A 25,800-nucleotide genomic window follows, 5' to 3' on the forward strand; every position below is an offset into this window, starting at 1 on the left:
ACCCATGCCAGACTGAGGATGGGGTGATTGCTTGCAAACTGCATAATTTCTTGCATGAGGGGTAACGACTCCAAACCGGGCTGATAAGCTAAAACAAGGGTTCTGAGTATACCTGCGCCACTTCGCATGTACAGTCGCTAACGGGCCAGAGTTACGATTTGTGCGTCATTTTCCAAAAAAAGTGTTCTAATCGCAAAATTAAGACAAAGTTTATGCCGGTAAGCTCGGTACAGACATTTTTAGCAAAGTAAAACCCGGCCGGGCTAACTGGTAAGCGGCTGTTCATCGTGGAATAATTATCGACTATGAAGGGAAAAGCGACCGTTACACACACAAGGACCCGTTTCAACGGCCCCACGCATCCGTTGGCATTTCGCTGGTCTGAAATATCCCTCAGTCTGCTGGTGGCGGGCGCACTGTTAATGCCTGTTGCCGCACGCAGCGCGGATGACAATAAAACGCAGTTAAAGTCGATCCAGCAAGATATCGCTGAGAAAGAAAAAAGCGTTAAAGCGCAGAAAATTCAACGCAGTAAGCTGCTTGATCAGCTGCAAAGCCAGGAAAAGGTGATTGCACAAGCCAGTCGGCAACTGCGTGAAACACGCAATAGCCTGAGCACGCTCGACGCAGAAATCGCGCAACTCAGTGCGTCAATTTCTCGTCTGGAAAAACAACAAGCGCAGCAGGAAAAACTGCTTGCGGAACAATTGGATGCCGCCTTCCGTCAAGGCCAACATAATGGCGTACAACTGTTGCTGGGCGGTGAAGAAGCGCAGCGCAGTGAGCGCATTCTTGCCTATTTCGGCTATCTCAACGCCGCTCGTCAGAAAAACATCGACGATCTTAAGCAAACGCAGCAACAGCTCGCGGAGCAGCGCCAGTCGCAGCGCGCCAAACAAGATCAGCAAAAATCTTTACTTGCCCAGCAACAGACACAACAAAGCAAACTAGAAACCGCCAGCGCGGCGCGTAAAAAGACGCTTAACGTGCTGGAAAGTTCGCTGCAAAAAGATCAAGCCGATCTGGTTGAGATGCGCGCCAATGAAAGCCGCTTGCAGGACAAAATTGCTAAGGCGGAGCGTGAAGCGCGTGAACGCGCTGAACGTGAAGCGCGCGAGGCAGAAAAAGTGCGCCAACGTCAGGCGCAGGCAAAAGCCAAAGGCTCTAGCTATCAGCCCACGCAAAGTGAGCGTGAATTGATGGCGCGTACCGGCGGATTAGGTAAGCCCGGCGGGCAAGCCGTCTGGCCGGTACGAGGACGTATCGAACACCGCTTTGGTGAATCCATGCAGGGCGAACTGCGCTGGAAAGGTCTGGTGGTTGATGCGCCAGAAGGCACCGAAGTGAAAGCCATCGCTGATGGTCGCGTATTGATGGCCGACTGGCTGCAAGGCTACGGTCTGGTTGTGGTATTGGAACACGGTAAAGGCGACATGAGCCTTTATGGCTATAACCAAAGCGCACTGGTGAGCGTCGGTGCTCAGGTGAAGGCAGGACAGCCTATCGCCCTTGTGGGCACCAGCGGCGGCCGCGGCACGCCTTCGCTCTACTTTGAAATCCGACGTCAAGGACAGGCCGTCAATCCACTCCCGTGGTTAGGAAGATAAGTTTTGTTTCAACCCTCTAAGCTCTCGGCCGCCATGTGCGGCCTGTTTTTCACACTTTCCGCACATGCTGGAAAGCTCTCCATCGTGATCGACGACTTTGGTTATCGCCCGGTCGAAGAGAATAAAGTGCTGCAAATGCCCACGGCGATTTCGGTTGCGGTGTTGCCTAATGCACCACATGCGCGTGAGATGGCAACCAAAGCCCATCAGGGCGGCCGCGAAGTGCTGATTCACTTGCCCATGGCGCCGCTCAGCAAACAACCGCTGGAAAAAGACACGCTGACTCCGGAAATGAGCAGCACGGAGATTGAGCGCATTATTCGCGAAGCTTCCGGCAAAGTGCCTTATGCGGTCGGTTTGAATAATCATATGGGCAGCAAGATGACTTCCAGCCTGCCCGGCATGCAGAAAGTGATGCAGGTGCTGAATCACTATAATTATTACTTTCTCGATAGCATGACGATTGGCAATAGCCAGTCTGTGCCGGCGGCGCAAGGCACCAAAGTTAAGGTACTGAAACGCCGCGTATTCCTTGACGACAGTCAGAATGAAGCGTCGATTCGCACCCAGTTTACCCGCGCAGTTAAACTGGCGCAGCGTGACGGCTATGCGATTGCCATCGGCCATCCGCATCCCACCACGGTTCGCGTGCTTCAACAGATGCTGCCGACCTTGCCCGCCGATATCACCTTGGTGCGCCCAAGCCAGTTGCTGAATGAACCGCTGCATCAAGGCGCTACGCCGCCACCTGCCAAACCGCCTGCGCCACACTTCCGCGCGCCTGGCATGTGTAAGGCGAACAAGCCCGTGCCTCCGGTGCCGCAGAGTCGCGCTATTGAGCTGATCGGCGACAGCATTGCGCAAAGCCGCTTGGTTCAGTCGATAAAGCAACTCTTCTGATATCAGGAGAAAGAAGATCCATGAGAAAGAAAATTCTGCTGTTGGATACCGGGCGTGAATGGGGTGGCGGCACCAACAGCATGCTGGAGTTGCTGAAGCGCATTGATCGACAGAAATTCGATGTGACCTGCTGTTTCTATAACAACTATGCGCGCGGAAACAGCGAAACCATTGAATCGATTTTAAATTCGATTGGCATTCCGGTGATTTTTGTTGCGCAGCAACGCCAGCCTAAATGGGCGAAAATAAGCAAAGAGTTGTTACGTACGCTATTTATGTTCAACCGTTCACTCAAGAAAGAGATGATCGATCGTGTTGATGAGAAATGGCGTGTGCAGCCGAATGCGCAACAGATCGCCTCAATATTACAAACCGGGCAGTTCGACGCGTTGTATATGAACAATCAGCCCAGCACCAATGTAGAAGGTTATCGCGCTGCCAGGAATTTAGACATCGCGTTAATTCAGCATTGCCGCATTGAGCCGCAGTTAAATCAGCCGTTAGTCGAGATGGTCAATCAGCGTGTGGACGCGATTATTGCCGTTTCACACGGAGTGAATCAGACATTACGCCAAAGCGGGATTGATGCGCAGCGTTGTTTCACCGTCTCCAACGCTATCGATATCCACCAAACATTACCGAGTCGCGCACAAGTGCGCGAACGTTTGGGCTATGCCACGGAAACATTCGTCTTTGGCTCAATCGGTTCTCTTATTACACGTAAAGCGAACCATCATATTTTTCAGGCTTTAGGAAAATTTAAACGCGCGCATCCTGAAGCCAATTGGAAAATGGTGGTTGTGGGTTCAGGCCCAGAGAAGGAAAATTTGGTTACGCTGGCGCAGAAAGAACAGATTGAATCACACATCATCTTTACCGGCTTTCAAAATAATCCGCTGGATTATTTATCGGCTTTCGATACGTTCATTCTCGCTTCACGCAGCGAAGGTTTACCGCGCGTGGTGCTGGAAGCGATGCTGGTAAAAACCGCGGTTATTGGCTCTAAGGTGGTGGGTACCGCAGAATTAATCAATCATGACGAAACCGGATTGCTTTTCGAGTATGGCGATATTGATCAATTAAGTCGTCACCTTACGACTGTTTGGCAAGACGCAAACTTACGCCAGCGGTTAATCGATACTGCGGAAGCGCGTGTGCGCGAAAATTACGCTATAGAGAATTATGTTACCGGTGTCGAAATGATTCTGGGAAACAGCATTGAAAGGAAACCACATGTTTGAATTCTTCAATAAAAACTATCGTCATATTCGCTCACGTCACAACATTCCTTATTCGTCGGGAAGTGCGCAAGGCAATACACCGGTAACGTCAATTGTGATTCCTTGTACCGGTGCTGACTATATTGAAGAAGCGTTGTTGAGCGCAGAGTTTGCCGCTCGCTTTACGCAAGACATTGAAGAAATTGTCATTGTGAGCGACCAACCTGAACAGGCTTTTGGCCCATTGCCAGCGAAAACACGCGTGGTTACGTTGGACGTTCCTCTGCGCGAGGAAAGTTATCGCTATAAGCAAATCTATCGCAGCCGACTGATCAAAATACAAGCACCGCTGCAGGCCAAAGGTGAAGGTATTTTGATGATCGATTCCGATCTCAATCTGCTTAACGCCCCCAATATCAACATGCATGCTGGACATCTTTATTCGAGCTTTCGCCAGGGAAAGATGATCGCCAAATTAGCCGGTGCAGAGGAAAGTGCGATTCCAGCTTACTACAAGCCTGCAATTCGGCCTTATTTTGAAGACCACGTGAATGGCGCTTATTTAGCGGCAACGCGACAAACCTGGAAGCGTATTTGCCCATTGTGGTTAACGCTATTTCAGGATACCTGGGAATTGATGAACGACAGCCAACCGCCGACAGATCAACTTCCGCTTTCAGCGTTATTGGATATGCTCGATATTCGCACCATTAATTTAGGCGAATGGGCGAACTGGCCCGTTTCTAAGAAAATTGGCGGGACTTCAGCGGTCATTCCCGCCGAGGTAATTGGCGCACACGGTGGTTTTCCATTGAGTGAATGGCAGAAGTATTTGCAAGATCCCACTCGGCCACTCACTTTCAAAGGTCAGGATTACACGCGCAAAGTGCGCTACCTGACGGATGCAGAGAAGAAGCAATCTTGAAATTCTCCGGCCAAGTGGCCGGAGCATCATCATCAATCCCAGCTCAACACCACTTTGCCCGAACGGCCAGAGCGCATCTCATCGAAGCCCTGCTGGAATTCATCAATGTGATAGCGATGGGTGATTATCGGCGTGAGATCGAGGCCAGACTGAATCAGCGCCGCCATCTTGTACCAGGTTTCGAACATCTCACGACCATAAATGCCTTTGATGAACAAGCCTTTGAAAATCACCTGATTCCAGTCGATAGACATTTCGCCCGGTGGAATGCCCAACAGCGCGATGCGCCCGCCGTGGTTCATCACTTCCAGCAGGGTGCGGAAAGCCGGTGGTGCGCCGGACATTTCGAGGCCGACATCAAAGCCTTCGGTCATGCCCAGTTCAGCCATCACGTCACGCAGATTCTCTTGCGCCACATTAACCGCGCGCGTTACGCCCATTTTGCGTGCCAAATCGAGGCGGTATTCATTGATGTCGGTGATCACTACATGACGCGCACCAACGTGCTTACACACTGCCGCCGCCATTATGCCAATCGGGCCGGCACCCGAAATCAGCACATCTTCGCCCACTAAATCAAACGACAGTGCGGTATGCACCGCGTTGCCGAACGGATCAAAAATCGCCGCCAGTTCGTCAGAGATATTGTCAGGGATTTTGAAAGCGTTGAAAGCCGGGATCACCAGATATTCGGCGAAACAGCCCTGACGATTGACGCCCACGCCGACCGTATTGCGACATAAGTGCGTACGCCCCGCGCGGCAGTTGCGGCAATGTCCGCAGGTGATGTGTCCTTCACCTGAAACGCGATCGCCCACGGCAAAACCTTTCACTTCTTCGCCCATGCCGACCACTTCACCGACATATTCGTGGCCGGTAATCATTGGCACCGGAATGGTTTTGCGCGACCAATCATCCCAGTTATAGATGTGCACATCGGTGCCGCAAATCGCGGTTTTACGGATTTTAATCAGCAAGTCGTTATGGCCAGGTTCAGGAATCGGCGCGTCCTTGACCATCCAGATGCCTTCTTCGGCTTTTAATTTGGCAAGTGCTTTCATTTCGCTGCTCCTGCAATGACGCCCAACTGCTGACCAATGCGGGTAAAGGCGGCGACTGCGTGTTCCAGCTGTGCCTGAGTGTGACCGGCAGAGATTTGCGTGCGAATGCGCGCCTGACCTTGCGGCACCACCGGATAGAAGAAGCCGGTGACGTAAATTCCTTCTTGCTGCAATAAACTGGCGAACTGCTGCGCCACTTTGGCATCACCCAGCATCACTGGAATGATGGCGTGATCGGCACCGGCCAGCGTGAAACCGGCGGCGGTCATTTTCTCGCGGAAGAAACGGGCGTTTTCCCACAGACGCTGGCGCAATCCATCGCCTTCACTCAGCAATTCCAGTACGCGCAGCGAGGCAGTAACAATCGCCGGAGCCAGTGAGTTGGAGAACAGATAAGGACGCGAACGCTGGCGCAGCCATTCCACCACTTCTTTTTTCGCCGCCACGTAGCCGCCCGATGCGCCGCCCAACGCTTTACCCAGCGTGCCGGTAAGAATATCGACGCGATCCATCACGGCACAATATTCGTGCGTACCGCGCCCGGCCGCGCCGACAAAGCCGACCGCGTGTGAATCATCCACCATCACCAGCGCATCAAATTCATCCGCCAAATCGCAAATGCCTTGCAGGTTGGCGATCACGCCGTCCATCGAGAACACGCCGTCGGTGGCGATCAGAATATGGCGCGCCCCTTTATCACGCGCTTCCTGTAAGCGTGCGCGCAGTTCATTCATGTCGTTGTTGGCATAGCGATAACGCTGCGCTTTGCACAAGCGCACGCCATCAATAATTGACGCATGATTGAGGGCGTCCGAGATAATCGCATCTTCCGCGCTGAGCAGCGTTTCGAACAGGCCGCCGTTGGCATCAAAACAGGAGGAGAACAGAATGGCGTCTTCCATGCCAAGGAATTCGGCCAATTTATGTTCAAGCTGTTGGTGGATGTCTTGTGTGCCGCAGATAAAGCGCACCGACGCCATGCCAAAGCCGTGTGAATCCATGCCATCTTTTGCTGCCTGGATTAATGCTGGATGATTGGCTAAACCCAAATAGTTATTGGCGCAGAAGTTGATCACCGGCGGGCTATTGGCGACATTGATTTCCGCCTGCTGGGCGGAAGTAATGGTGCGTTCTTGTTTGAACAATCCGTCCTGGCGCGTTGTCTCAAGCTGTTGACGGATTTGCGAATAAAACTGATTGGACATGATTCTGCTCCTCAGATAGCAAATATTTGGCACATATTACTGATCGAATCGCATCGTTCCGATATTTCCGCCATCAATATCTCGGTTTTGCAGCATAGTTCACGCTGCGAACAGGATTTGTGCAGCGCTTACGGAGTCATCTGGCTGCCTGCGCTGGGCTGAAATGTTATGATGTTAAGTATTCGTGGGTGATACCTCCTGTTTCCCCCCAACTCTTTAAAGGCAAAGCATATGATTATCGTAACCGGTGGCGCTGGCATGATTGGCAGCAACATTGTTAAAGCGCTGAACGACCGCGGTCTGACCGACATTTTGGTGGTGGATAATCTGAAGGATGGCACCAAATTCGTGAATCTGGCGGATTTGGACATCGCTGATTACATGGATAAAGAGGAATTCCTCTCCTACATCATGTCTGGTGAAGATCTCGGCCCAATCGAAGCGGTATTCCACGAAGGTGCGTGTTCAGCCACCACCGAGTGGGACGGCAAGTACATGATGGACAACAACTATCAGTACTCCAAAGATCTGCTGCACTTCTGTCTGGAGCGCGAAATCCCGTTCCTGTACGCCTCTTCCGCGGCAACCTACGGCGGCCGCAATGAGAACTTTATCGAGGAGCGTCAATACGAGCAGCCGCTGAACGTCTACGGCTACTCCAAAATGCTGTTCGATCACTACGTGCGCCAGATCCTGCCAGAAGCCGAATCGCCGGTGTGCGGTTTCCGTTACTTTAACGTGTATGGCCCGCGTGAAGGCCATAAAGGCGGCATGGCCAGCGTGGCATTCCATCTTAATACCCAGATCAGCAACGGCGAAAATCCAAAACTGTTCGAAGGCAGCGATGATTTCCGTCGTGACTTCATCCACGTCGATGATGTGGTTGCCGTGAATCTGTGGTGCTGGGAAAACGGCGTTTCGGGCATCTATAACTGCGGCACGGGCCGTGCGGAATCCTTCCAGGAAGTGGCGGATGCGGTGCTGAATTTCCATCAGCAAGGCGAAATTGAGTACATTCCGTTTCCGGAGAAGCTGAAAGGTCGCTATCAGGCATTCACTCAAGCCGATCTCACCAATCTGCGTGCCGCTGGCTATGACAAGCCGTTCAAAACCGTCGCGCAAGGCGTGGGCGAATATATGGTCTGGCTGAACCGTAAAGCATAAGGAAACCGGCACCAGCGATGAAAATTCTGGTTATTGGCCCGTCGTGGGTCGGCGATATGATGATGTCGCAAAGTCTCTATCGCACGCTCAAGGCTGAGCATCCTGATGCAGTGATCGATGTGATGGCGCCCGCGTGGTGCCGACCTTTACTATCGCGCATGCCGGAAGTGAATCAGGCACTGGCGATGCCACTTGGCCACGGCGCATTGGCGCTCGGTGAGCGTCGTCGTTTGGGGAAAACCCTGCAAGCCAGCGGCTACGACCGCGCTTATGTGCTGCCGAACTCCTTCAAATCGGCGCTGGTGCCGTTTTTCGCTGGCATTAAACGTCGCACCGGTTGGCGCGGCGAAATGCGTTACGGCGTGCTGAACGACGTGCGCGTGCTGGATAAAGCGGCGTTTCCGCTGATGGTTGAGCGCTATGTGGCGCTTGGCTATGACCAGCCGATTGCCTCGGCGCAGCAACTGCCGCAACCGCTGTTGTGGCCACAATTGCGCGTCGAAGAAGATGAAAAACGCATGACCGCGGCACAGTTTGCGCTGTCGGCCGATCGTCCGGTGGTTGGTTTCTGCCCCGGCGCAGAGTTTGGTCCGGCAAAACGCTGGCCGCACTATCATTACGCCGCCCTGGCCGAGCAACTGATTGGCGAAGGCTATCAAGTGGTGCTTTTTGGTTCGGCAAAAGATCGCGAAACCGGCGACACCATTATTCAGTCGCTATCAGATGACGCACGCGCGCACTGCAAAAATCTGGCTGGCGATACACAGTTGGAACAAGCCGTGATTCTGCTGGCAAACTGCGCGGCTGTGGTCAGCAATGACTCAGGCTTGATGCACATCGCCGCGGCGCTCAATCGTCCGCTGGTGGCGCTTTATGGCCCAAGCAGCCCAGATTTCACGCCGCCGCTTTCGCAGCATGCCCGCGTCATTCGCCTGATTACCGGCTACCACAAAGTACGCAAAGGTGATGCCGAGCAGGGATATCATCAAAGCCTGATTGATATTCAACCAGCGCGAGTTTATCAAGAGTTGCACGCTTTGCTGCATCCGGTGCAGGAGTAGAAATGCACGTTTTAATTGTTAAAACCTCCTCAATGGGAGACGTGCTGCACACGTTGCCTGCGCTCACCGATGCGATGCAGGCGATTCCTGGCATCAAATTTGATTGGGTGGTTGAAGAAAACTTCGCGCAAATCCCTGCCTGGCATCCGGCGGTGGATAAAGTGTTGCCGGTAGCGATTCGTCGCTGGCGCAAACATTGGTTTGGTAGCCAGCAGCGTGAAGAACGCGTGCGTTTCAAACGCGATCTGCAATCACGTCAATATGATGTGGTGCTGGATGCGCAGGGCCTGATCAAAAGCGCCGCGTTGGTGACGCGTCTGGCAAAAGGCGTTAAGCACGGTCAGGACAGCCGCAGCGCGCGCGAACCTTTCGCCAGCTGGTGGTATGACAAACGTCATGAAATCGACAAGCAGCAGCACGCGGTTGAACGTACGCGTGAGTTGTTTGCCAAGAGTCTCGGCTACGAAAAGCCCAGCACGCAGGGCGATTACGCCATCGCCGGACATTTCCTCTCAACGCTCTCCACTGAAGCGCAGCCTTATTTGGTGTTTTTGCACGCCACCACGCGTGACAACAAACATTGGCCAGAATCCCACTGGCGTGAGTTGATCGGTCTGGTGCAGCCGACAGGCATGCGCGTAAAATTGCCGTGGGGCGCCGAACATGAACATCAGCGCGCTCAGCGACTGGCGGAAGGTTTCGAACATGTTGAAGTGTTGCCGAAACTCACGCTGGAGCAGGTGGCACAGCAGCTTGCTGGCGCGCGTGCGGTGGTTTCGGTGGATACCGGTTTGAGCCATCTGACTGCGGCGCTGGATCGGCCGAATATCACGTTATACGGTCCAACCGATCCTGGTTTGATTGGCGGCTATGGCCAAAACCAATATGTGCTGCGCCCGGCACAAGGGCACAGCATGGCAGATATTCAAGCCAGCGATGTCGCCGCGATGATGCAGGAGATGGCGATTTAACGGGATGCTGCGCTAATCTTTTGCTGCGCATATTCCGTTAATGTCATGCCTTGAGTGCGCGACTGCAACCAACTGAAAAGCTGCTCTAAATCGTCGTACAGTCGCTCGATGTCAGCCTCATTTTTGAATGTGGGGCTGCCATCTGGCATGAATTCTGATGAATGCAGCATAAACTCCACGTAATCATTTCCCTGATTAATCGTCTGTTCAACCACCTGCTTCATCTGCGCCACATTGCCGCCAACCGGACGCAACCAATTCACTGACGCGCCACGTTTTTTACCGCGCACATCATTCCACACTTTTTTCAATCGATTGGTTAACGCGCCGTAACGGTACTGAATGCTCATTGGTAGCTCGAGTAGCGGGCTATTCCCTGCTTTGGAAATGTCGTTCGCATCAAGGTAATAAGCATGATCGGGGAAATGACGATAATCCGTACCACCGTTGCCTTGAGGTGCCCCGGAAGCGTTGCGCCAATCCACGCGCGGCGTAACGGAGCAATCGACCAAATAACCGTTGTCGATCAGCGCGCGCGCATAGATCTCATCAAACGCCCAGCGGCCAGCACGATGGCTGGTCATTTTCTGTTGAAACGCGCTTTCCAGTAAGTCAGTCATGAAAGCGACCTTCTCACGCAGAATGTTTTCAGGATACTCAATTAAATAAGGCTGATAACGCCAATCGTCATCGGTTAAGGCGTGTTCTGGCGGGCTAAACCAGGCGTGCAGGTGCATGCCGATTTCACCCTGTTTGCGTGCCAGCAAATCCCGACCAAATTCAACATAAGCCGGATCGCTCGCCATTTCATAGTTGGTCAGCCAGGTCGGTTTAAAACCGTACTTCTCACACAACGACTGAAAGCGCGGCAGGAAGCGAACATTGTGCGTGGTAACCTTGCCGCTACGATTGCGCCACAGGTTATCCCCTTCCGTATCGAGAGTGATTAAAAACGCAGGCTTATCCATAACTTATCCGATAAAATGAGCAATTTCTCGTCATTATGGTACGCAAGCGAATCAATCAGGGCAAACTTTTCATCCGCCGCGCTGCCACAGATGTTGGTAGCAGTATATGGTCGGTTAAACTAGAGTGAATTAAACTGCACATGGCTGCGACTACGTCGAATGCTTACCGTAATGGCAAAGCGTATTCTTTGAAGCTAAACGTACCTAATAAATTGATTTTTCTTATATTCAGCTCTGTTTTCTCAGGGGATGATAACCACGTTGTCATACAAAACAGGCTGGCGATTAGGAGCAAAAGAATTTGTCGAAGCGCATTCTGATGGTTATCGATGGCCTGCCAGGCGGCGGTGCCGAAAAAGTCGTTCTGACGCTGGCAGAAGGTTTTCTCCGCCAGGGGCATCGAGTGTCGCTTTTTTCATTGCGAAAGGTATGCGAATACCCCATTCCCGCAGATGTGGATTATCAAACAGTGATTGATCACTGCTCTCGTCCATGGCGTAAATTAACTGAAACCTATCGTCGTGCTCGTCAGTTGGATGTAGCGGTGCGCCAAAGCGAAGCGCTGCATGGCAAGTATGATTTGATCCTTTCAAACTTACACAAAACAGACCGCATTGTTCGACGCGCAAAATCATTGGATTTGAATAAAACCTGGTATTGCCTGCACGGTGTATTTTCCGCTTCTTACCTCGCGCGTAAATCAGGCTTTTCATTATGGATGAAGCAGCAGAAAATCCGTCAAACCTATCAAGGCCGACAGTTGATTGGCGTTTCGCAATATGTCATTGACGATGTGATGCAGAATATCGGCGTGAAACCCAGCAAAGCCCGAGTGATATTTAACCCGTTCGATTTCGATCTTATTTCCCGCAAGGCCGCCGAACCTTGCTCATTGGCGGGCAATGATTTCATTCTGCATGTTGGGCGCTTTCATGAAGCAAAACGTCACGATCGCCTACTACAAGCGTATGCGCAAAGCGGTATTTCTGCCCCACTGGTTTTATTAGGTCAGGGAAATGAAAAAAAGACGGAAAGATTACGCCAGCAAGCCGAGGATTTAGGCATTTCTGCCCGCGTACGTTTTGAAGGTTTTCATGCCAATCCTTATCCGTGGATTCGCCATGCGCGCCTGTTAGTGGTGAGTTCAGACAGTGAAGGATTTGGCAATGTGCTGGTTGAAGCCCTGAGCTGCGGCACTCCAGTGGTCAGCACTCGCTGCCCCGGTGCACCTGCGGCAATTTTGTCTGGCGATCTGGCGCGTGGGCTGGCCGAGATGAATGCAGAGTCGCTGGCGCAGAAAATGCGTGAAATTTATACCAACCCACCTGAGTTGCAAAAATTGGACTTAAGCATTTATAGTCTCAACGTTATTTGTCAGCAATATTTGCAACTCGTTGAAACTGAAGAGCCCGCATACTCAAGCCCTCAGCACATTCCGAGTTAATAGGTCCCCATGATGGTGTGACCGCCTCATGGGGATTAATCATTGGCCTACTTCATTTTGTTCATCTTATTTCTTCCGGTTAAATGGGTGATGAAAATCGTCCATGGCAGGACCGGTAAAAATCTCATTATTCAAACCGCCAAGATTGGCGATTTCATTAATATCACCCCACTGTTGACCCATTTGGGTAAAAGCGATGCTTTATTAAGCCAATGTGTTGCGCCGCTCGCTACGCGTGATAACACCATCGAAAACATCTGGTATATCGAAGATCATCGTTCTGGCTTACTGAAGAAATTCAAATTGGTTTGGCAGCTGCTCAATCGCTACGACAACATTTACCTGCTACACCCAACCAATCTGAATCTGTTTATCGCCGCATGCTGCAACGCCAGTAATAAACAGTTTCTCTCCAGCTATCGCCGTAAAGGCTATCAAGCCCTGTTTTACGCCACCGCTTCGGGCACGGTACAGCATGAAAAAAACACCCTGACGCTGGAAAATTATCTCAAGCTGGCCGACCGCTCTTTCACTAAAGAGAGCTATCCCAAACATGCCACGCAGCCACTTTGGCAGCCAGCCACGCTGCCCAATGAAATTACACAATTCGATGGCATTCGCATTGGTATCAGCATCACCGCAGGTAATCAGGCAAAAACCATCCCGCCACTTATTTGGCAGCGTCTTTTTGACCATTTAGCCGATTTACCCTGCCAGTTTTATGCATTTGGCGCACCGAATGAGCAATCTCGCCTACAAGAGCTGTATAAAGTTGTCGGCGCGCGTGAAAACGTGATTAGTATGGTGGGCAAAGTGCCATTGGAAGATGTGCCTGCGGCGATCAGCGAGATGGATTTTTACATCGCGTCTGATTCCGGCAACGTCTACATTGCTGATGCGCAGCAAGTGCCGATCATTTTGATTTATGGTCCTTGCTGCGTTGAAGAGCAACGCCCGCTCGGTGATGTACTGCTGATTGGTCCCAACCATATTGCACCGTCGTCGTTTGTTTTTGCGGCGCAGTACAAATTTATGCATCCGACTGAGCAACTGTTTGAACTCGATCAGCGGAAGCTAAACGATATTCATGAATTTATTAGCACACGGCAACAACAACGCCGGGCGCGACGGAAAAACATTAAAACAGCATGACCATGCAGCCAGATAATCCTCCTTTACTCTCCATCATCACGCCGATGTTCAATGCTGGCGAGATGTTCGACACATTCATGCAGTCATTGCTGGCGCAAACGCTGGTCGATCTGGAAATCATCATTGTTGATGATGGCTCAACTGACGGTTCTGGCGAACGCGCTGACGCTTACGCGCAGCAACACTCGCATGTGCGCGTTGTTCATCAAGAAAATGGCGGCGTTTCCCGCGCGCGCAATACTGGGCTGGCGGTAGCGCGCGGCAAATATGTCACATTCCCGGATGCCGACGACACCATGGATGCGGCGATGTATCAAACGCTGGTTGAGATGGCCGAAGCCGATAATCTTGATGCCGCACAATGCAACGCAGAGTGGTTTTTCAAAGCCAGCCAACAAGTCAAACCGCTGATTCCAACCGATCGCTTAACCAGCACCGAAATATTGGGCGGCGCGGAGTGGCTGAATAAAGCCCTGAAAACGCGGCGCTATATGCATGTGGTGTGGCTGGGCATTTACCGCCGCGAATTGATCGAACAGCTAAAACTCTATTTTGAACCCGGCTTGCATCATCAGGACATTCCCTGGACCACCGAGTTCATGCTCAACGCCAAACGCGTGCGTTACACCGATCGCGTGCTGTATCGCTATTACATGCACGATGCTTCAATCAGCAACCGCAAACGCACCGGGCAGCGCAACGTCGAGTATCAGCGCCATTACCTGAAAATCGCGCAATTGCTGGAAGAGATCAACGCACGTTATCGGCAAAAAGTGACTATCTATCCGGCGTTTCACCAGCAGATTACGCATGAGGCGCTCAGCGTATGCCACTGCATTCGCCGCGAACCGGAAGAGAGCGCGCGTCAGGCGATGATCGCCGACCTGTTTGCCACGCAAACCCATAAACGCATGTTGCGTAACGCGCGTGGTGTGCAGCAATGGTATCAACTGCTGCTGTGGCTCAGCCGCATTTATCGCTGGCGCAAGAAATAAGCGTCTTTCACGCCCTTGGGGTTTGCCCTACAATCAGCTGACTGAATTTTGAGATCATTTGAGTATGGCAAGCCCGATTCCAGACCAATTTGCAGCGAAAAATATTCTACTGATCAAGCTGCGCCATCACGGCGACATGCTGCTGACCACGCCCGCGATCAATGCGCTTCGCCAGCGCTATCCCCAAGCCAATATCGACGTGCTGCTGTATAAAGAGACGCGTCCGATGCTGGAAGCCCATCCGGCGATTCGCCAGATTCATTTCATCGATCGCAACTGGAAAAAACAGGGCGGCTGGCAGAAATTCCGTCACGAAATGGCACTGATTTCGGCGGTCCGCAGCAGCCATTATGATGTGGTGATTAACCTCGCCGATCAGTGGCGCAGCGCCATCATTACCGGGCTTTCGGGTGCGCCGGTGCGCATTGGTTTTGCCTTCAATAAACGCGATAACGCTTTCTGGCGTTGGATGCACAATCAGTTAGTCAGCACCGCCAACCATAATCAGCTGCACACCGTTGAACAGAATATGGTGGCGCTGCAACCGTTGGGTATCAGCGCGGAGGGCGCGAAAGCATCGATGCATTTCAGCCTCGCCGATCAGCAAAAAGTACAACAGGTGCTGGCCGATCATGCGGTCAATGCGCCGTTTATTGTGCTGCAACCGACCTCACGCTGGCAGTTTAAGTGCTGGGAAGATGAGAAGGTGGCGCAGTTGATTGATGCGCTGGCCGCCGATGGACGCACCGTGGTACTTACCGCCGCGCCAGACCAAAAAGAGCTGGCGATGATCGCCAATATTCAATCGCTATGCCAAACGCCCAATGTAGTTTCACTCGCCGGACAATTATCATTGCCGCAACTGGCAGCGCTGATTGATGCGGCGCAACTGTTTATCGGTGTCGATTCTGCACCGATGCACATGGCCGCTGCGCTGGAAACACCGTGCATCGCGTTGTTTGGCCCGACCAAACTGCAACATTGGCGTCCGTGGGGCGACAACAATCGTGTGATCTGGGCTGGCGATTATGGACCGCTGCCTTCACCAGACGCCATCGATACCAAAACCGATCAGCGTTATCTCTCCGCCATTCCGGTTGAAGATGTATTGGCTGCCGCCAGGAGTTTTTTGCATGAGTAAGTTACGCCTGGCGATTGTCCGGCAGAAATATCGCCCGGACGGCGGTGCCGAACGTTTTATCTCACGCGCACTGGAAGCATTGGATAGCGAACAGCTTGATCTCAATATCATCACCCGCAGTTGGCAAGGCACGCCGAATCCGGCCTGGCATCTGCACATTTGCAACCCCGCCAAATTTGGCCGCATCTCACGTGAACGCGGTTTTGCTCGCGCGGCGCGTGAATGCTGGGAACGTGAGAAGTTCGATATCGTGCAAAGCCATGAACGTATTGCCGGTTGCGATATCTTTCGCGCCGGTGATGGCGTGCATCGCGTGTGGCTGGAACAGCGCGCGCGCATTGTCTCGCCGTGGCAACGTTTCAGCGCCAGCGTCAGTCCTTATCATCGCTATGTGTTGCAGGCGGAAGCCAAGATGTTCAATGCATCATCGTTGAAAGCAGTGATATGCAATTCAGAGATGGTGAAGCAGGATATTTTGCGCAACTTCTCGTTGGATGCCAGCAAGATCCACGTTATTCATAACGCGATTGATAGCCAACGTTTTCAGCCCGCCAGCGAAACATTGCGTCATGCCGCGCGTCAGCAACTTAAGCTGCCGCAAGATGCCACGGTGATGATTTACGTCGGTTCCGGTTTTGAGCGCAAAGGGTTGAAAGCGGCGATTGAAGCGGTGGCTAACAGCGATCGCTATTTGGTGGTGGTCGGCCAGGATAAGCAACTATCGCGTTATCAGCAGTTAGCCAATCAACTTAACTGCTTAGATCGACTACGCTTTGTCGGCGTGCAGCAAGATGTGCAGCCGTTTTACCACGCCGCCGATGCGTTGCTGCTGCCAACGCTGTATGACCCGTTCCCGAATGTGGTGCTGGAAGCGATGGCTTGTGGCCTGGCGGTAATCACCAGCACCGGTTGCGGCGGCGCGGAATTTATCACTGCCGGACAAGAAGGCTTCGTCTGTGATGCATTGGATATCAAAGCATTAAACGAAGCGGTAATGGTAACACCGGCACTTTCACAAAATTCGTCCATGGGCGACGCTGCACGACGCAAAATCGAACCTTATGGTCCGCAAAGACTGGCGCAGGCATTGACCTCGCTGTATCAGCAAGTGCTGCAAACCAGCTGACTTAGCAGTATGAGCAGGCGGTCAGTTTCTGATAACATGCCGCCTTTCATGTGTTTTTTGACGCGATTATGTCGTAACGGTAACTATGACGACTCTCTACACAGCCCTGCTCTATCTGATTCAGCCACTGATCTGGCTGCGCCTGTGGCTGCGCGGTCGAAAAGCACCGGCCTATCGTAAACGCTGGGCGGAACGCTACGGCTACTGCAGCGGCAAAGTGCAACCGCACGGCATCGTGCTGCATTCCGTTTCGGTCGGCGAAACGCTGGCGGCGGTGCCACTGGTGCGCGCGCTACGCCATCGCTATCCCACTTTGCCGATCACCGTCACCACCATGACGCCAACCGGCTCCGAGCGTGCGCAATCAGCGTTTGGCAAAGACGTGCACCACGTTTATCTGCCTTACGATTTGCCTGGCTCAATCAACCGTTTCCTCGATACCGTCGATCCGCGACTGGTGATCATTATGGAAACCGAGTTGTGGCCGAATATCATTCGTATTCTACATCAGCGCAAAATTCCGCTGGTGATTGCCAATGCGCGCCTTTCTGAGCGCTCGGCGAAAGGCTACAAAAAACTCGGCGGCTTTATGCGAGATTTACTGCAACGCATTACACTTATCGCCGCGCAGAATGATGAAGATGGTGAGCGTTTCCTCAGCCTTGGTTTGAAGCGTTCGCACCTTACCGTAACCGGCAGCCTTAAATTCGATATTTCTGTGACGCCAGAACTGGCGGCAAAAGCGGTGACGCTGCGCCGTCAATGGGCTTCACGTCGTCCGGTATGGATTGCCACCAGCACCCACGAAGGCGAAGAAGCGATTGTGCTCGATGCGCATCGCCGTCTGTTGCAGCAGTTCCCCGATCTGCTGCTGATTCTGGTGCCACGCCATCCGGAACGCTTTAAAGATGCCTGCGATTTAACGCAAAAACGCGGCTTCAGTTTCACACTGCGCAGCAGCGGCGAAATCCCATCGAGTTCCACGCAAGTGGTGATCGGCGACACGATGGGCGAATTGATGATGCTGTATGGCATTGCGGATATTGCTTTTGTTGGCGGCAGTTTGGTCGAGCGCGGCGGACATAATCCGCTGGAGCCCGCCGCTCACGCCATTCCGGTATTGATGGGTCCGCACATCTGGAACTTCAAAGATATCTGCGCCAAGTTGCAGCAGGCTGAAGGCTTAATCACCGTCACTGACGTGGTTTCGCTACAAAAAGAAGTCGCCAACTTGCTGCAAGACGATGATTATCGCCGCTATTACGGCCGTCACGCCGTTGAAGTGCTGCATCAAAATCAGGGCGCTTTGCAGCGTCTGCTACAGTTACTCGAACCGCACTTACCGCCACGAGCACACTAATTCATGTCGCAACGCCAACGTCTCTCCGTGGTGATGATCGCCAAAAACGAAGCTGAACTGCTGCCCGAGGCGCTGGCTTCCGTAAGCTGGGCCGATGAAATTGTGCTGCTGGACTCCGGCAGCAGCGATAACACCATCAGCGTTGCCCGCGAGCATGGCGCGCAGGTTTATCAGGCGGAAAGTTGGGACGGATTTGGCAAGCAGCGCCAGCGTGCGCAGGCGTTCGCGACTGGCGATATGATTTTGATGATCGACGCCGACGAGCGCGTTACGCCAGAATTGCGTCAGGCGATTGAGCAGGTTTTGCTGCAACCCGCCTCCAACACCGTTTATAGCCTGGGTCGCAGTAATCTGTTTCTTGGCCGCTTTATGCGCCACAGCGGCTGGTATCCCGATCGCGTGATGCGTCTTTATCCGCGCCAGCTCAACTACAACGATAACCTGGTACATGAATCACTGGAGACGCAAGGTGCGCCGGTGGTGAAGCTGCCAGGCGATCTGCAACATCTCACCTGCCGTGATTTGATTGCCTTCCAACGCAAGCAGATGAACTATGCCGAAGCCTGGGCGCAAGAGCGTTTCCAGCGCGGTAAACGCTGTGGCGTGTTCTCTGTTTTTAGCCACACGATTGGGGCGTTTGTAAAAACGCTGCTGCTGCGCGCCGGTTTTCTCGATGGGAAACAGGGCTGGATTCTGGCGGTAGTTAACGCGCAGTACACTTTCAACAAATACTCGGCGCTGTGGGCGCTAAATCACACCTCAACACAAGGTCGCGTATGAGCACGAAAGCGATTTATCCCGGCACCTTTGATCCCTTCACTTTGGGTCATCTGGATATTGTGACGCGCGCGGCGCAGATGTTTGACCGCATTGTGGTGGCCATTGCTGCCAGCCCAAGCAAAAAGCCGCTGTTCACCCTAGATGAGCGCGTGGATATGGCGCGTCAGGTTATTGCGCATCTGCCGAATGTTGAAGTGGTGGGATTTAGCGATTTGATGGCGAACTTTGCCAAGGCGCAGAACGCCAATGTGCTGGTGCGCGGCTTGCGTGCGGTTTCAGATTTCGAATATGAACTGCAGTTGGCGCAGATGAATCGTCATTTGCTGCCAACCCTCGAAAGCGTGTTCCTGATGCCATCCGAAGGTTTCTCGTTCGTCTCTTCTTCATTGGTCAAAGAAGTGGCGCGCCATGCCGGTGATGTGCAGGCATTTCTGCCTGCCGTGGTGCATCAAGCATTGCTGGCGCGCCTGGCGCAACCGTAATTAGTGCTGGCAGCGTGGGCACCAGAAGGTGCTGCGCTGACCATGTTTTCCGCTGACAATCGGCGTGCCGCACGCGCGGCAAGGTTCGCCAGCACGACCATAAACCTGCAACTCCTGCGCGAAGTAGCCCGGCTTGCCATCAGTTTGCAAGAAATCACGTAACGTGGTGCCACCCTGCTCAATCGAACGTAGTAACACCGCTTTGATGGTGTTGACCAACAATTCCGCGTCTTCCTGGCTCAAACTCATCGCCGATCGATCGGGCAAGATCCCGGCGGTAAACAGCGATTCGCTGGCGTAGATATTGCCGACGCCGACCACCACTTTGTTATCCATCAGCCACTGTTTAATCACCGTGCGTTTGCCGCGTGACTTCTCAAACAGATAGGCACCATCAAATTCGTCACTCAACGGTTCTGGGCCGAGATGCGCCAATACGCTGCTGCCGTCGAGGTCATTGCTCCACAGCCAGGCACCAAAGCGGCGTGGGTCGGTATAGCGCAGCACTTTGCCGTTGCTCATCACCAAGTCGACGTGGTCATGTTTGGCTGCCGGTTGTTCGCCAGGCAGTACGCGTAAGCTGCCTGACATGCCGAGGTGAATGATGATCCAGCCATGCGGCAGCTCCAGCAGCAGATATTTGGCGCGACGCTGCACGCTTAATACCGGCTGATCGCTTAACGCGTGGATTTCATGCGATACCGGCCAGCGCAAACGGGGATTGCGCACAATCGCGTGCAAAATCGTCGCGCCCACCAAGTGGGGTTCGATACCGCGTCGACTGGTTTCTACCTCAGGTAATTCAGGCATCTCATCTCCTCAACGAATCGCAGAAACAAAAAACCCGGCCGGAGCCGGGTTTTTCTAAGAACACTAAAATTACTTAATTTTAGCTTCTTTGTAGATCACGTGCTGACGTACAACCGGATCGAACTTTTTCAGTTCTAATTTCTCTGGTTTAGTACGTTTGTTCTTCGTGGTGGTATAGAAGTGACCTGTACCAGCAGAGGAAACCAGCTTGATCTTCTCACGAATACCTTTAGCCATGATTCAGTTCCTTAGTACTTCTCACCACGGGCGCGGATTTCGGTCAAGACCGTATCGATGCCCTTTTTATCAATAACACGCATACCTTTAGCAGATACACGCAGAGTAACGAAGCGCTTTTCGCTCTCAACCCAGAAACGGTGAGAGTGCAGGTTCGGCAGGAAACGGCGTTTCGTCGCGTTCATTGCGTGGGAACGGTTGTTACCCGTCACCGGACGCTTTCCAGTTACCTGGCAGACTCGTGACATTTCTATTCTCCAAAAATCAAATAAGCTCGAGCTTTAAAAACTAGGTTTTGGCCGCCTCGTCAGGCCTTAGCCCGCCAGGCGAGTTCCATGTGAACCCGCTAAGCTGACCCAAACGCCAAACCCGAGATTCTCAAAGGTGGCGTAGTATACGCCGCTCAGCCGGTGTGCTCAAGTCCCGAACAGATAAAGATCCCTCTGGATCGCGCAAAAGTGGCCTATTTCTGTTCAATCGCACCGCTGAATTACAACCAACCGCGCTCGGCGAAAGAGGTAAACTCGCCGTGACCGATCACCAAATGATCAAGTAAACGAATATTCAGCAACGCACAGGCCTGGCCGACTTTGCCGGTAATATCGCGGTCGGCGCGGCTCGGTTCGGCAATTCCTGAAGGATGATTGTGCGCGAGGATTACCGCCGCCGCGTTGAGTTTCAACGCTTCACGCACAATTTCTCGCGGATGCACTTCCACGCTGGCAATCGATCCTGAAAACATCTTCTGCGCCTGGAGTACGCGATGCTGATTATCCAGAAACAGCGCCATAAACACTTCTCGTTCCTGATGTGCCAGCACGCTTTGCAGATATTGACGCGTCACCTGAGGATTCTCCATCACGTTTTCACGAGCAAGCTGGCTGGCAAAGAAGCGCCGCCCCAATTCGGCAATAGCATAAAGCTGTGTCATTTTGGCGCCGCCCACACCTTTCACTTGCCCAAGCTCCTCTTTATTAGCGGTCATGATGCGATATAACGAGCCAAACTCATTCAGCATTTGTTGAGCCAGCAACATCACGCTGGTGCCGCGAATTCCGGTGCGTAAAAAAATCGCCAGCAATTCGGCATCACTGAGCATTTCTGCGCCCATTAACATCAGCTTTTCCCGTGGTGCCAGTTCCGTCATCGGCTTCTCCTCCCTGCGTTGCGGCGATACTGCGCGTCTATTTCAATCCGCACCAGCCTGTTAAGCAGGATTTCAGAGACGCCTCGCAAAGGGCGCAGGCAGTGAAAAGGCGACATGCGGATTTTGTGATAAAGTTGCCTGCATCTGCCGCTCCTGACGCGGCAACCTGCTTTGAGTTGAGGCAAAGAACATGACGGGATTAGCCGGAAAGAAAATTCTGCTGGGCGTAAGCGGTGGCATTGCCGCCTATAAAGCGCCAGAGTTGGTGCGCCGATTGCGCGATCGCGGCGCCGATGTCCGCGTAATGATGACGGAAGCCGCCAAAGCGTTTATTACGCCATTGAGCCTGCAAGCGGTTTCCGGTTATCCGGTGTTTGATGATCTGCTCGACCCGGCGGCCGAAGCGGCGATGGGCCATATCGAACTGGCAAAATGGGCCGATTTAATTGTGTTGGCGCCCGCCACCGCCGATCTGATTGCGCGTGTCACCGCAGGGATGGCAAATGATCTGGTGACGACAGCTTGTCTCGCCAGTGACGCGCCTTTAGCTATCGTGCCGGCGATGAATCAGCAAATGTATCGCGCCGCCATCACGCAAGAGAATTTGCAGCGCCTGCATCAACGCGGCGTGCTGATTTGGGGTCCAGACAGCGGCAGCCAGGCGTGCGGCGATATCGGACCTGGCCGTATGCTTGATCCGCTGGCGATTGTCGCACATGCGCTGGAATGGGCCGCGCCCGTCAACGATCTGCAACATCTCAACATTATGATCACCGCCGGTCCAACCCGTGAAGCGCTGGACCCGGTGCGCTATATCAGCAATCACAGCTCCGGCAAGATGGGTTTTGCCATTGCGGCGGCGGCGGCCAAGCGCGGTGCCAAGGTGACGTTAGTGGCGGGTCCGGTCACGCTGCCAACACCGGCTGGCGTGCAACGTATTGATGTTGATAGCGCATTGGATATGGAAGCCGCCGTGATGGCGCAAATCGGGCAACAACATATTTTCATTGCCAGCGCAGCCGTGGCAGACTACCGGGCGGCCACGATTGCCGCAGAGAAAATTAAAAAACAGGGTGGCGACGATAGCGTCACACTTCAGTTGGTGAAGAACCCTGACATTGTCGCAGGCGTGGCGGCGTTGCAAAAAAATCGCCCCTACGTTGTCGGATTTGCTGCCGAAACCCAGAATGTGGAAGAATACGCGCGGCAAAAACGGGTGCGAAAAAACCTGGATCTGATTTGCGCCAACGATGTAGCGCAAGCTGGACAGGGATTCAATAGCGACACCAATGCTCTTCACCTTTTTTGGCAGGAAGGAGAAAAAGTCTTACCGCTCAGTGATAAGACGCTCCTTGGCCAACAATTAATAGACGAGATTGTCAGCCGTTATGATGAAAAAAATCGACGTTAAAATTCTTGATGCACGTGTTGGCAACGAATTCCCGCTGCCAACCTATGCAACCTCTGGTTCAGCCGGCCTTGACTTGCGCGCTTGCCTGGATGACGCCCTGGAAATCGCACCGGGCATGACCACGCTGGTGCCAACTGGCCTGGCGATTCACATTGCCGATCCAAGCCTTGCCGCGGTGATTCTGCCGCGCTCCGGCTTGGGCCATAAACATGGCATCGTGCTGGGTAACCTGGTGGGTTTGATCGACTCTGATTACCAAGGCCAATTGATGGTTTCAGTATGGAACCGTGGTCAGGACAGCTTCACGCTGCAACCTGGCGATCGTTTGGCGCAGCTGGTCTTCGTACCGGTGGTCCAGGCCGAGTTCAATCTGGTGGAAGACTTTGACACCAGCGATCGCGGCGCGGGCGGCTTCGGCCATTCAGGCCGTCAGTAACACGCAACACTTTTCGCATAGCCATCTTTTTATTTCTTGTCGCCACAGGCCGCTATGTCTGTGGCAGATGAGGCGGTATTGCCTGTTTTTGGTGAATTTCAGGGGTGTTGAAGGTCATGGCAGAAAAAAAAGTCGCGAAACGGAATCGTCGCGAAGAGATTTTGCAGGCGCTGGCGCAAATGCTGGAGTCGAGCGATGGCAGTCAGCGCATCACCACCGCGAAGCTGGCCGCCAATGTGGGCGTATCGGAAGCGGCGCTGTATCGCCATTTCCCCAGTAAAACCCGCATGTTCGACAGCCTGATCGAGTTTATTGAAGACAGTCTGATTACCCGCATCAATCTAATCCTGAAAGATGAAAAAGAGACGCTGGCACGTTTACGTTTAATCGTGCAGCTGCTGCTGGGATTTGGTGAGCGTAATCCGGGGCTGACGCGTATTTTGACCGGCCACGCGCTGATGTTTGAACAGGATCGTTTGCAAGGACGTATCAACCAACTGTTCGAGCGTATTGAAGTGCAGCTGCGTCAGGTGATGCGTGAGAAGAAAATGCGTGATGGTGAAGGTTTCCAGACGGATGAAACCTTGCTGGCGAGCCAACTGCTGGCGTTCTGCGAAGGGTTATTGTCGCGCTATGTACGCTCGGAATTCCGTTATCGTCCCACCGCGGATTTCGACAGCCGCTGGCCGCTGATGGCTGCGCAGCTGGTTTAAGTTCCCTCTCCCGCCTGCGGGAGAGGGCTAGGGTGAGGGACAGCGCGCACCGTCCCTCACCTCATTTAAATCCCGTACTCTTTACGATAAGCGCGCACTTTCGCCAGGTGATCGGCCATCTCCGGCTTCTCTTCCAAATAATCAATCAGCTCAGCCAAGGTAATGATCGCGGTGACTTTGCATTTATAGTCGCGCTCCACTTCCTGAATCGCCGAAATATCGCTGCGACCACGTTCCTGACGATCCAACGAAATCAACACACCCGCTAACGTCGCGTTGTGCGCACTGATGATATCCATTGATTCACGAATCGCGGTGCCCGCGGTGATCACGTCATCCACCAACATCACTTTGCCTTGCAGCGGGCTACCCACCAGCAATCCACCCTCGCCGTGATCTTTGGCTTCTTTACGGTTGAAGCAGTAAGGCACGTCGCGTTCGTGATGATCGGCCAGCGCTACCGCCGTGGTGGTGGCAATTGGAATGCCTTTGTACGCCGGGCCAAACAGCAGATCGAAATCAACGCCGCCATCCACCAGCGCTTGCGCGTAAAAACGACCCAACAGCGCTAAATCGCGACCGCTATTAAATAAACCTGCGTTGAAGAAATACGGGCTTTTACGACCTGATTTCAGGGTGAACTCACCAAATTTCAGCACCCCTTTGTTCAGGGCGAATTCAATAAACTGACGCTGCCAGGCTTTCATTTCTTGCTCCTCGAATAAAGAAAAGGCGACTCTATGGTCGCCTGTTACATCAATTAGTTAGTGCTGCTTTCTGCGCCTGAATCAACTGCTCAATGCCGCCTCGCGCCAGCGCCAGCAGCTGCAATAACTCTTCGTGGCTGAACGGCTCGCCTTCTGCGGTGCCCTGCACTTCAATCATGCGGCCATCTTCGGTCATCACCACATTCATGTCGGTTTCTGCGGCGGAATCTTCGACATATTCCAGATCGCACAGCGCTTCACCGTCAACGATGCCGACAGAAATCGCCGCCACCATGCCTTTCAGCGGGCTGGCTTTCAATTTACCAGCTGCAACTAACGCATTCAGCGCATCGGCCAACGCCACGCAAGCACCGGTGATCGATGCGGTACGCGTGCCGCCATCGGCTTGAATCACATCGCAATCCAGCGTGATGGTGAACTCACCCAACGCATCCAGATCGACTGCGGCGCGCAGTGAACGGGCGATCAGACGTTGAATCTCCAGCGTACGTCCGCCTTGCTTACCTTTGGCGGCTTCACGCGCCATGCGACTGTGGGTAGAACGCGGCAGCATGCCGTATTCTGCGGTGATCCAGCCTTGACCTTTGCCTTTGAGGAAACGCGGCACGCCTTCTTCGACGGTTGCGGTGCACAGCACTTTGGTTTCACCGAACTCGATGAGGACAGAGCCTTCTGCATGTTTGGTGTAGTGACGCGTGATGGTGACGGGACGTGTATCAGATGCACTACGGCCTGCTGGACGCATGGTTTCTCTCC

Annotated in this window: 27 protein-coding genes; 18 read left to right on the plus strand and 9 right to left on the minus strand. The window is 53.1% G+C overall.

The features are described 5' to 3' along the window. Window positions 1-305: 305 nt before the first annotated feature. Genes envC through ABDW13_RS15315 form a run of 4 tightly spaced genes read left to right on the plus strand, consistent with a single transcriptional unit; the run spans window position 306 to window position 4,652 of the window. Window positions 306-1,607, plus strand: coding sequence for a murein hydrolase activator EnvC (envC, locus tag ABDW13_RS15300; RefSeq protein ID WP_343553419.1), 1,302 nt, complete (start codon window positions 306-308; stop codon window positions 1,605-1,607). Between the two features lie 33 nt (window positions 1,608-1,640). After that, the gene (locus ABDW13_RS15305; protein WP_343553460.1) at window positions 1,641-2,507 is read left to right on the plus strand and encodes a divergent polysaccharide deacetylase family protein; all 867 of its coding nucleotides are present in this window, start codon (window positions 1,641-1,643) and stop codon (window positions 2,505-2,507) included. A 20-nt stretch (window positions 2,508-2,527) separates the two neighbouring features. Next, a complete protein-coding gene (locus ABDW13_RS15310; RefSeq protein ID WP_343553420.1) occupies window positions 2,528-3,748 on the plus strand; it encodes a glycosyltransferase in 1,221 nt (406 codons plus the stop codon). Further along, window positions 3,741-4,652: a hypothetical protein gene (locus ABDW13_RS15315; RefSeq protein WP_343553421.1), complete on the plus strand. Its 912-nt coding sequence runs from the start codon at window positions 3,741-3,743 to the stop codon at window positions 4,650-4,652. Before ABDW13_RS15310 ends, ABDW13_RS15315 begins: the two co-directional genes overlap by 8 nt. 32 nt (window positions 4,653-4,684) lie before the next feature. Here the strand turns inward: ABDW13_RS15315 and tdh are convergent, their stop codons facing one another. Together tdh and ABDW13_RS15325 are read right to left on the minus strand one after the other, a co-directional pair. Continuing rightward, complete coding sequence (tdh, locus tag ABDW13_RS15320; protein ID WP_064741521.1) at window positions 4,685-5,713, minus strand: L-threonine 3-dehydrogenase; 1,029 nt, start codon at window positions 5,711-5,713, stop codon at window positions 4,685-4,687. Beyond that, window positions 5,710-6,918, minus strand: coding sequence for a glycine C-acetyltransferase (locus ABDW13_RS15325; RefSeq protein ID WP_343553423.1), 1,209 nt, complete (start codon window positions 6,916-6,918; stop codon window positions 5,710-5,712). The genes tdh and ABDW13_RS15325 overlap by 4 nt, the downstream gene beginning before the upstream one ends. A 231-nt stretch (window positions 6,919-7,149) precedes the next feature. Here ABDW13_RS15325 and rfaD point away from each other — a divergent pair, with 231 nt between their 5' ends. From rfaD to rfaC, 3 genes are read left to right on the plus strand one after another with little or no spacing between them, the layout of a single operon-like run. Beyond that, the gene (gene rfaD / locus ABDW13_RS15330) at window positions 7,150-8,082 is read left to right on the plus strand and encodes an ADP-glyceromanno-heptose 6-epimerase (RefSeq protein WP_343553424.1); all 933 of its coding nucleotides are present in this window, start codon (window positions 7,150-7,152) and stop codon (window positions 8,080-8,082) included. A gap of 17 nt (window positions 8,083-8,099) precedes the next feature. After that, window positions 8,100-9,143, plus strand: coding sequence for an ADP-heptose--LPS heptosyltransferase RfaF (rfaF, locus tag ABDW13_RS15335; RefSeq protein WP_343553425.1), 1,044 nt, complete (start codon window positions 8,100-8,102; stop codon window positions 9,141-9,143). Between the two features lie 2 nt (window positions 9,144-9,145). Next, the gene (gene rfaC / locus ABDW13_RS15340; protein WP_343553426.1) at window positions 9,146-10,114 is read left to right on the plus strand and encodes a lipopolysaccharide heptosyltransferase RfaC; all 969 of its coding nucleotides are present in this window, start codon (window positions 9,146-9,148) and stop codon (window positions 10,112-10,114) included. Here rfaC and ABDW13_RS15345 read toward each other — a convergent pair. Then, window positions 10,111-11,082, minus strand: a complete 972-nt coding sequence (locus ABDW13_RS15345; RefSeq protein WP_343553427.1) for a polysaccharide deacetylase family protein — start codon at window positions 11,080-11,082, stop codon at window positions 10,111-10,113. The genes rfaC and ABDW13_RS15345 overlap by 4 nt on opposite strands. Before the next feature lie 319 nt (window positions 11,083-11,401). Between ABDW13_RS15345 and ABDW13_RS15350 the strand changes: the two genes are divergently transcribed. From ABDW13_RS15350 to coaD, 8 genes are all read left to right on the plus strand, one after another. After that, a complete protein-coding gene (locus ABDW13_RS15350) occupies window positions 11,402-12,526 on the plus strand; it encodes a glycosyltransferase (protein ID WP_343553428.1) in 1,125 nt (374 codons plus the stop codon). 42 nt (window positions 12,527-12,568) lie between these two features. Further along, window positions 12,569-13,678, plus strand: a complete 1,110-nt coding sequence (locus ABDW13_RS15355) for a glycosyltransferase family 9 protein (RefSeq protein WP_343553429.1) — start codon at window positions 12,569-12,571, stop codon at window positions 13,676-13,678. Then, on the plus strand, window positions 13,675-14,673 hold the full coding sequence (locus tag ABDW13_RS15360) for a glycosyltransferase (protein WP_343553430.1): 999 nt from the start codon (window positions 13,675-13,677) through the stop codon (window positions 14,671-14,673). The genes ABDW13_RS15355 and ABDW13_RS15360 overlap by 4 nt, the downstream gene beginning before the upstream one ends. 64 nt (window positions 14,674-14,737) lie before the next feature. Then, entirely contained in the window at window positions 14,738-15,814 is a 1,077-nt protein-coding gene (rfaQ, locus tag ABDW13_RS15365; protein ID WP_343553431.1) for a putative lipopolysaccharide heptosyltransferase III, read from the plus strand. Further along, a complete protein-coding gene (locus ABDW13_RS15370; RefSeq protein WP_343553432.1) occupies window positions 15,807-16,940 on the plus strand; it encodes a glycosyltransferase family 4 protein in 1,134 nt (377 codons plus the stop codon). Before rfaQ ends, ABDW13_RS15370 begins: the two co-directional genes overlap by 8 nt. Window positions 16,941-17,025: 85 nt before the next feature. Then, a complete protein-coding gene (waaA, locus tag ABDW13_RS15375; RefSeq protein ID WP_343553433.1) occupies window positions 17,026-18,300 on the plus strand; it encodes a lipid IV(A) 3-deoxy-D-manno-octulosonic acid transferase in 1,275 nt (424 codons plus the stop codon). Window positions 18,301-18,303: 3 nt separating this feature from the next. Then, window positions 18,304-19,080, plus strand: coding sequence for a glycosyltransferase family 2 protein (locus ABDW13_RS15380; RefSeq protein ID WP_343553434.1), 777 nt, complete (start codon window positions 18,304-18,306; stop codon window positions 19,078-19,080). Then, a complete protein-coding gene (gene coaD, locus ABDW13_RS15385) occupies window positions 19,077-19,562 on the plus strand; it encodes a pantetheine-phosphate adenylyltransferase (protein WP_343553435.1) in 486 nt (161 codons plus the stop codon). The genes ABDW13_RS15380 and coaD overlap by 4 nt, the downstream gene beginning before the upstream one ends. Here the strand turns inward: coaD and mutM are convergent, their stop codons facing one another. The 4 genes from mutM to radC all read right to left on the minus strand — a co-directional run bounded on the left by mutM (window position 19,563) and on the right by radC (window position 21,756). After that, window positions 19,563-20,372 carry a bifunctional DNA-formamidopyrimidine glycosylase/DNA-(apurinic or apyrimidinic site) lyase gene (gene mutM / locus ABDW13_RS15390; RefSeq protein WP_343553436.1) on the minus strand — a complete coding sequence of 270 codons (810 nt, stop codon included), beginning with the start codon at window positions 20,370-20,372 and terminating at the stop codon, window positions 19,563-19,565. Window positions 20,373-20,441: 69 nt separating this feature from the next. Then, window positions 20,442-20,609, minus strand: coding sequence for a 50S ribosomal protein L33 (rpmG, locus tag ABDW13_RS15395; protein ID WP_001051798.1), 168 nt, complete (start codon window positions 20,607-20,609; stop codon window positions 20,442-20,444). Window positions 20,610-20,620: 11 nt separating this feature from the next. Further along, window positions 20,621-20,857, minus strand: a complete 237-nt coding sequence (gene rpmB / locus ABDW13_RS15400) for a 50S ribosomal protein L28 (RefSeq protein WP_007885297.1) — start codon at window positions 20,855-20,857, stop codon at window positions 20,621-20,623. 242 nt (window positions 20,858-21,099) lie between these two features. Next, entirely contained in the window at window positions 21,100-21,756 is a 657-nt protein-coding gene (gene radC / locus ABDW13_RS15405; RefSeq protein WP_343553437.1) for a DNA repair protein RadC, read from the minus strand. A 190-nt stretch (window positions 21,757-21,946) separates the two neighbouring features. Between radC and coaBC the strand changes: the two genes are divergently transcribed. The 3 genes from coaBC (at window position 21,947) to slmA (ending at window position 24,316) form a co-directional block, all read left to right on the plus strand. Further along, the gene (gene coaBC / locus ABDW13_RS15410) at window positions 21,947-23,167 is read left to right on the plus strand and encodes a bifunctional phosphopantothenoylcysteine decarboxylase/phosphopantothenate--cysteine ligase CoaBC (protein WP_343553438.1); all 1,221 of its coding nucleotides are present in this window, start codon (window positions 21,947-21,949) and stop codon (window positions 23,165-23,167) included. Continuing rightward, entirely contained in the window at window positions 23,145-23,603 is a 459-nt protein-coding gene (gene dut, locus ABDW13_RS15415) for a dUTP diphosphatase (protein ID WP_176972264.1), read from the plus strand. The genes coaBC and dut overlap by 23 nt, the downstream gene beginning before the upstream one ends. A gap of 116 nt (window positions 23,604-23,719) precedes the next feature. Next, entirely contained in the window at window positions 23,720-24,316 is a 597-nt protein-coding gene (gene slmA / locus ABDW13_RS15420) for a nucleoid occlusion factor SlmA (protein WP_343553439.1), read from the plus strand. Between the two features lie 65 nt (window positions 24,317-24,381). Here the strand turns inward: slmA and pyrE are convergent, their stop codons facing one another. Both pyrE and rph read right to left on the minus strand, forming a co-directional pair. Further along, window positions 24,382-25,023 carry an orotate phosphoribosyltransferase gene (gene pyrE, locus ABDW13_RS15425; RefSeq protein WP_343553440.1) on the minus strand — a complete coding sequence of 214 codons (642 nt, stop codon included), beginning with the start codon at window positions 25,021-25,023 and terminating at the stop codon, window positions 24,382-24,384. A gap of 49 nt (window positions 25,024-25,072) precedes the next feature. Further along, window positions 25,073-25,789 carry a ribonuclease PH gene (gene rph, locus ABDW13_RS15430; RefSeq protein WP_343553441.1) on the minus strand — a complete coding sequence of 239 codons (717 nt, stop codon included), beginning with the start codon at window positions 25,787-25,789 and terminating at the stop codon, window positions 25,073-25,075. Between the last annotated feature and the right edge of the window lie 11 nt (window positions 25,790-25,800).

The organism is Pantoea sp., assembly GCF_039594315.1.
Lineage (GTDB): Bacteria > Pseudomonadota > Gammaproteobacteria > Enterobacterales > Enterobacteriaceae > Pantoea.

Coding starts and splice junctions, on each gene's coding strand:
- envC (WP_343553419.1), top strand. CDS start 306: ATGAAGGGAAAAGCGACCGTTACACACACAAGGACCCGTTTCAACGGC.
- ABDW13_RS15305 (WP_343553460.1), top strand. CDS start 1,641: ATGTGCGGCCTGTTTTTCACACTTTCCGCACATGCTGGAAAGCTCTCC.
- ABDW13_RS15310 (WP_343553420.1), top strand. CDS start 2,528: ATGAGAAAGAAAATTCTGCTGTTGGATACCGGGCGTGAATGGGGTGGC.
- ABDW13_RS15315 (WP_343553421.1), top strand. CDS start 3,741: ATGTTTGAATTCTTCAATAAAAACTATCGTCATATTCGCTCACGTCAC.
- tdh (WP_064741521.1), bottom strand. CDS start 5,713: ATGAAAGCACTTGCCAAATTAAAAGCCGAAGAAGGCATCTGGATGGTC.
- ABDW13_RS15325 (WP_343553423.1), bottom strand. CDS start 6,918: ATGTCCAATCAGTTTTATTCGCAAATCCGTCAACAGCTTGAGACAACG.
- rfaD (WP_343553424.1), top strand. CDS start 7,150: ATGATTATCGTAACCGGTGGCGCTGGCATGATTGGCAGCAACATTGTT.
- rfaF (WP_343553425.1), top strand. CDS start 8,100: ATGAAAATTCTGGTTATTGGCCCGTCGTGGGTCGGCGATATGATGATG.
- rfaC (WP_343553426.1), top strand. CDS start 9,146: ATGCACGTTTTAATTGTTAAAACCTCCTCAATGGGAGACGTGCTGCAC.
- ABDW13_RS15345 (WP_343553427.1), bottom strand. CDS start 11,082: ATGGATAAGCCTGCGTTTTTAATCACTCTCGATACGGAAGGGGATAAC.
- ABDW13_RS15350 (WP_343553428.1), top strand. CDS start 11,402: ATGGTTATCGATGGCCTGCCAGGCGGCGGTGCCGAAAAAGTCGTTCTG.
- ABDW13_RS15360 (WP_343553430.1), top strand. CDS start 13,675: ATGACCATGCAGCCAGATAATCCTCCTTTACTCTCCATCATCACGCCG.
- rfaQ (WP_343553431.1), top strand. CDS start 14,738: ATGGCAAGCCCGATTCCAGACCAATTTGCAGCGAAAAATATTCTACTG.
- ABDW13_RS15370 (WP_343553432.1), top strand. CDS start 15,807: ATGAGTAAGTTACGCCTGGCGATTGTCCGGCAGAAATATCGCCCGGAC.
- waaA (WP_343553433.1), top strand. CDS start 17,026: ATGACGACTCTCTACACAGCCCTGCTCTATCTGATTCAGCCACTGATC.
- ABDW13_RS15380 (WP_343553434.1), top strand. CDS start 18,304: ATGTCGCAACGCCAACGTCTCTCCGTGGTGATGATCGCCAAAAACGAA.
- coaD (WP_343553435.1), top strand. CDS start 19,077: ATGAGCACGAAAGCGATTTATCCCGGCACCTTTGATCCCTTCACTTTG.
- mutM (WP_343553436.1), bottom strand. CDS start 20,372: ATGCCTGAATTACCTGAGGTAGAAACCAGTCGACGCGGTATCGAACCC.
- rpmG (WP_001051798.1), bottom strand. CDS start 20,609: ATGGCTAAAGGTATTCGTGAGAAGATCAAGCTGGTTTCCTCTGCTGGT.
- rpmB (WP_007885297.1), bottom strand. CDS start 20,857: ATGTCACGAGTCTGCCAGGTAACTGGAAAGCGTCCGGTGACGGGTAAC.
- radC (WP_343553437.1), bottom strand. CDS start 21,756: ATGACGGAACTGGCACCACGGGAAAAGCTGATGTTAATGGGCGCAGAA.
- coaBC (WP_343553438.1), top strand. CDS start 21,947: ATGACGGGATTAGCCGGAAAGAAAATTCTGCTGGGCGTAAGCGGTGGC.
- dut (WP_176972264.1), top strand. CDS start 23,145: ATGATGAAAAAAATCGACGTTAAAATTCTTGATGCACGTGTTGGCAAC.
- slmA (WP_343553439.1), top strand. CDS start 23,720: ATGGCAGAAAAAAAAGTCGCGAAACGGAATCGTCGCGAAGAGATTTTG.
- pyrE (WP_343553440.1), bottom strand. CDS start 25,023: ATGAAAGCCTGGCAGCGTCAGTTTATTGAATTCGCCCTGAACAAAGGG.
- rph (WP_343553441.1), bottom strand. CDS start 25,789: ATGCGTCCAGCAGGCCGTAGTGCATCTGATACACGTCCCGTCACCATC.